Source organism: Kitasatospora sp. NPDC004240, from assembly GCF_053603215.1.
This window is the reverse complement of the sequence record NZ_JBSGFD010000391.1, coordinates 1-3,216: the sequence shown is the minus strand read 5'-3', so window position 1 is coordinate 3,216 and position 3,216 is coordinate 1. Positions and strand designations below refer to the sequence as shown.

General features: G+C 75.7%; 5 protein-coding genes. 3 read left to right on the top strand and 2 right to left on the bottom strand.

Features of this window, described 5'->3' with window-relative positions; translation table 11 throughout:
* From ACWEQL_RS41780 to ACWEQL_RS41770, 3 genes are all read left to right on the top strand, one after another.
* Window positions 1-488, top strand: a 488-nt coding sequence (locus ACWEQL_RS41780) for a sensor histidine kinase (protein WP_452156766.1), incomplete at its 5' end; no start/stop codon positions are given.
* Between the two features lie 61 nt (window positions 489-549).
* Entirely contained in the window at window positions 550-1,224 is a 675-nt protein-coding gene (locus ACWEQL_RS41775) for a response regulator (RefSeq protein ID WP_452156764.1), read from the top strand.
* A 38-nt stretch (window positions 1,225-1,262) separates the two neighbouring features.
* A complete protein-coding gene (locus ACWEQL_RS41770) occupies window positions 1,263-1,781 on the top strand; it encodes a GNAT family N-acetyltransferase (protein WP_452156762.1) in 519 nt (172 codons plus the stop codon).
* Between the two features lie 13 nt (window positions 1,782-1,794).
* On the opposite strand, the gene ACWEQL_RS41765 is transcribed toward ACWEQL_RS41770, so the two are convergent.
* Window positions 1,795-2,181: a YrdB family protein gene (locus ACWEQL_RS41765; protein ID WP_452156760.1), complete on the bottom strand. Its 387-nt coding sequence runs from the start codon at window positions 2,179-2,181 to the stop codon at window positions 1,795-1,797.
* A 192-nt stretch (window positions 2,182-2,373) separates the two neighbouring features.
* Window positions 2,374-3,054, bottom strand: coding sequence for a hypothetical protein (locus ACWEQL_RS41760; protein WP_452156758.1), 681 nt, complete (start codon window positions 3,052-3,054; stop codon window positions 2,374-2,376).
* Between the last annotated feature and the right edge of the window lie 162 nt (window positions 3,055-3,216).

Genomic DNA, 3,216 nt, shown 5'->3' with positions numbered 1-3,216 from the left:
CCGGGCTCCGGCCGGCGCCCGGGCTGGCGGCGCTGCCGGAGCTGGTGGCCGGTGCCACGGCGGCCGGGCTGGTCACCGAGCTCCGCACCGAGGGGGCGGACGGCTTGCCGCAGGGGGTGCAGAGCTCGGCGTACCGGGTGGTCCAGGAGGCCCTGACCAATGCGCTCAAGCACGCGGGCCCGACCCGCTGCCGGGTCGAACTGCTGGCCGAAGAAGGGGAGTTGCGGATCGAGGTGACCGACGAGGGCGCCACGGGCGCCCGCCGGGCGGGCCACGGCGGCGGGCATCCGGCCCGCCACGGCCGGACCGCGGCACCCGGCGGCCGGGGGAGCGGCCACGGCCTGATCGGCATGCGGGAGCGGGTGGAGCTGTTCGGCGGACGGTTCCACGCGGGGCCGCTGCCCGGGGGCGGCTTCACCGTCCGGGTCGAACTGCCGTACCGGACCGGGGCGTCGGCGGGGGAGAGGCCTCGCACCGGGCCGGCATGATGAGAGCCCCGGGGCCGGGCGCAGGGCCGCCCGGTGGAACGACGAACGTGTGGAGGACCGTGTGACCGATCCCGTCCGCGTCCTGGTGGTGGACGACCAGGCGCTGCTGCGCGGCAGCTTCCGGATGCTGATCGACGCCGAGCCGGGCCTCACCGTGGTCGGCGAGGCCGCCGACGGCGCCGCCGCGGTCGCGCTGGTGGCCGAGCGACGGCCCGACGTGGTGCTGATGGACGTACGGATGCCCGGCATGGACGGCATCGAGGCCACCCGGACGATCTGCGAGCGGGATTCGGGCGTGCGGGTCCTGATGCTCACCATGTTCGACCTGGACGCGCACGTCTTCGCGGCGCTGCGGGCCGGGGCCGCCGGGTTCCTGCTCAAGGACATCCCGCCGGCCGAACTGCTGCACGCGATCCGGGTGGTGGCGGACGGGGAGGGCCTGCTCTCACCGAGCGTCACCCGGCGGCTGATCGCGGAGTTCTGCCGGCAGCCGGCCACCGGGCCGACCGGTCCGCCGCCCGACCTGGACGGGCTGACAGGCCGGGAGCGGCAGGTGCTCGAACTGGTGGGCCTCGGGCGGTCCAACGCGGAGATCGCCGAGGAACTGCACGTCTCCATGGCGACGGTGAAGACGCACCTGGGCCATCTGCTGGAGAAGCTCGGCGCCCGGGACCGGGTCCAGCTGGTGATCGTCGGGTACGAGAGTGGCCTGCTCGTCCCGCGCCACCGGGCCTGACCGGCGGGCGCCGCGGCCGGGCGTGTACAACTGTTCGCATGAGGATCCGTACAGGTGGCCCGGAGGACGCGGCCGGCATCATCACCCTGCTCGACTCGGCCGTCGCCTGGCTGGTCTCCCGGGGCCGCACCGGGCAGTGGGGCGATCAGTCGTTCTCCGACCGCCCGGAGGCCGTCGGGCGCATCCGCGGCTACACCCGCGACCACCTGATCCGGATCGCCGAGGACGAGGACGGCCGCACGGTCGGCGCCGCCATCCTCGCCGAGGAGCCGCCGGAGGGCGTCCCGCCGGTCGACGAACGCGAGCTGTACGTCCGCTACCTGGTGACCGACCGGGCGCGTACGGGCTCCGGGATCGGCGCCGCCCTGATCGCGGACGCCGTCGACGAGACCCGCCGCCGGGGCCTCGGCCTGCTCCGGGTCGACTGCTACGCGGGCGACGACCGCCGGCTGGTCGAGCAGTACGTGCGCCTCGGCTTCACCGCGACCGGGGAGTTCGAGGTCGAGCGCCCCGACCGGGCCCCCTGGCCGGGCCAGGTCCTGGAAATCCGTCTCTGAACATCTGCGGGGTTCAACCGGGAGAGGGGACGCGGAAGACCTCGGCCACGGCGGTGTTGACGACGATCACGACCGCCATGACTCCGGCCGCGACCGGGTGCCCCACCCCGTACAGGGCGGCGGCGCCTCCGCCGAGCACCAGGGCCTTCACCACGAGGACGAGCGGGAGCCGCGGCCGCAGCCGTGCCCGGGGCGCGGCGAACAGTGCCCAGAGCGCGATGGCCAGTGCCGGCGTCCCGAGGCCGAGCAGGATCCCGAGGGCGCCCTCGTGGCCCGCGCCGAAGCCCCACCGGCCCAGGCAACCCAGGGCGGCGAGTTCCAGCAGGAACGCCACGACCTCGTTGGCGACGTACCAGGGCCGGGCGTCGATCCCGGCCCCTCCACCGTTGCCTCCGACCATCGAATCCCCCTTGATCGTTCCGTCAGCCCGGGCGTCGACCGTAGTGGGGCCGGACGGCTCCGGCAAGCTCCCGCCGGATCGGGCGCAGGACCGCCCCGTCCGGGCAGGGCGCGCCGCGGCAACTCGACCCCGTGTGCGGCCAGGACCTCGCTCGCACCGACCGGACGGTCACCCCGGGAGCCCCGCCTCCGGTCACCGTGCCCCGTCGGCGGCCGGCGGGTAGCCGGTGGAGGTGAGGAGGGCGTCCAGCTGCTCGCGGGTCACCTCGGGGTTGAGGGCGGCGGCGACCTCGAAGGTGAGGGGGCGCAGGGCGAAGACGTGGCGGACGGCGTCCAGGGGGAGCGGGCGGCCGAAGTAGTCCCGGGCCCAGTCGTGGTACTGCTCGGGGCCGCCGTCGGTCAGCAGGCGGAACAGGTAGGACGCGCCGTCGGGGACGTCGTCGGTGCCGTCGAAGTCCACGGCGCCGGTGTGCCACCGCTCGTCGTCGGCCTCGCGCCAGAGGCAGGCGGTGACCAGGGGGATCCCGTCCTCGATGAAGCGAGGGTGCTCGGTGAGGTCGCGGAACGCCTCGGGCACGGTGTCGAGGACGCCGGGCCAGACCGCCTCCTCGTCGAGGGCGTAGGGGTTGAGCGGGGACTCGTGGTCGAAGCCGCAGAGGTAGGCGCCCTCGGCGGAGAGGACGAGCGAGTACTCGTCGCCGGCGCCGTTGTCCATCCAGGCGAGTTGGCGTCCGGGTGCCCACCGCGGGTCGAAGCCGTGGCGGCGGTAGGCGCCGTCCGGCCGCAGTACGGCGTCCAGCACGGCCATCGAACGGCACAGGTCGCGGAGGGCGGGGATGTCGGGCAGCCGTCGGGCCACCTCACGAGCGGTCATGCCGACATTCCAGCAGAGGGTACCGACAGGGCCGTGGCGCCGGGGCGCCCCCCGGGGGTGGGGCGGGTGCCGCGGGCCCGGGCCCGGGGAGCAAGACCCCCCCCCCCCCCCCCCCCCCCGGGGGGGGGGGGGGGCGCCGCCCCCCCCCCCCCCCGGGCGGGG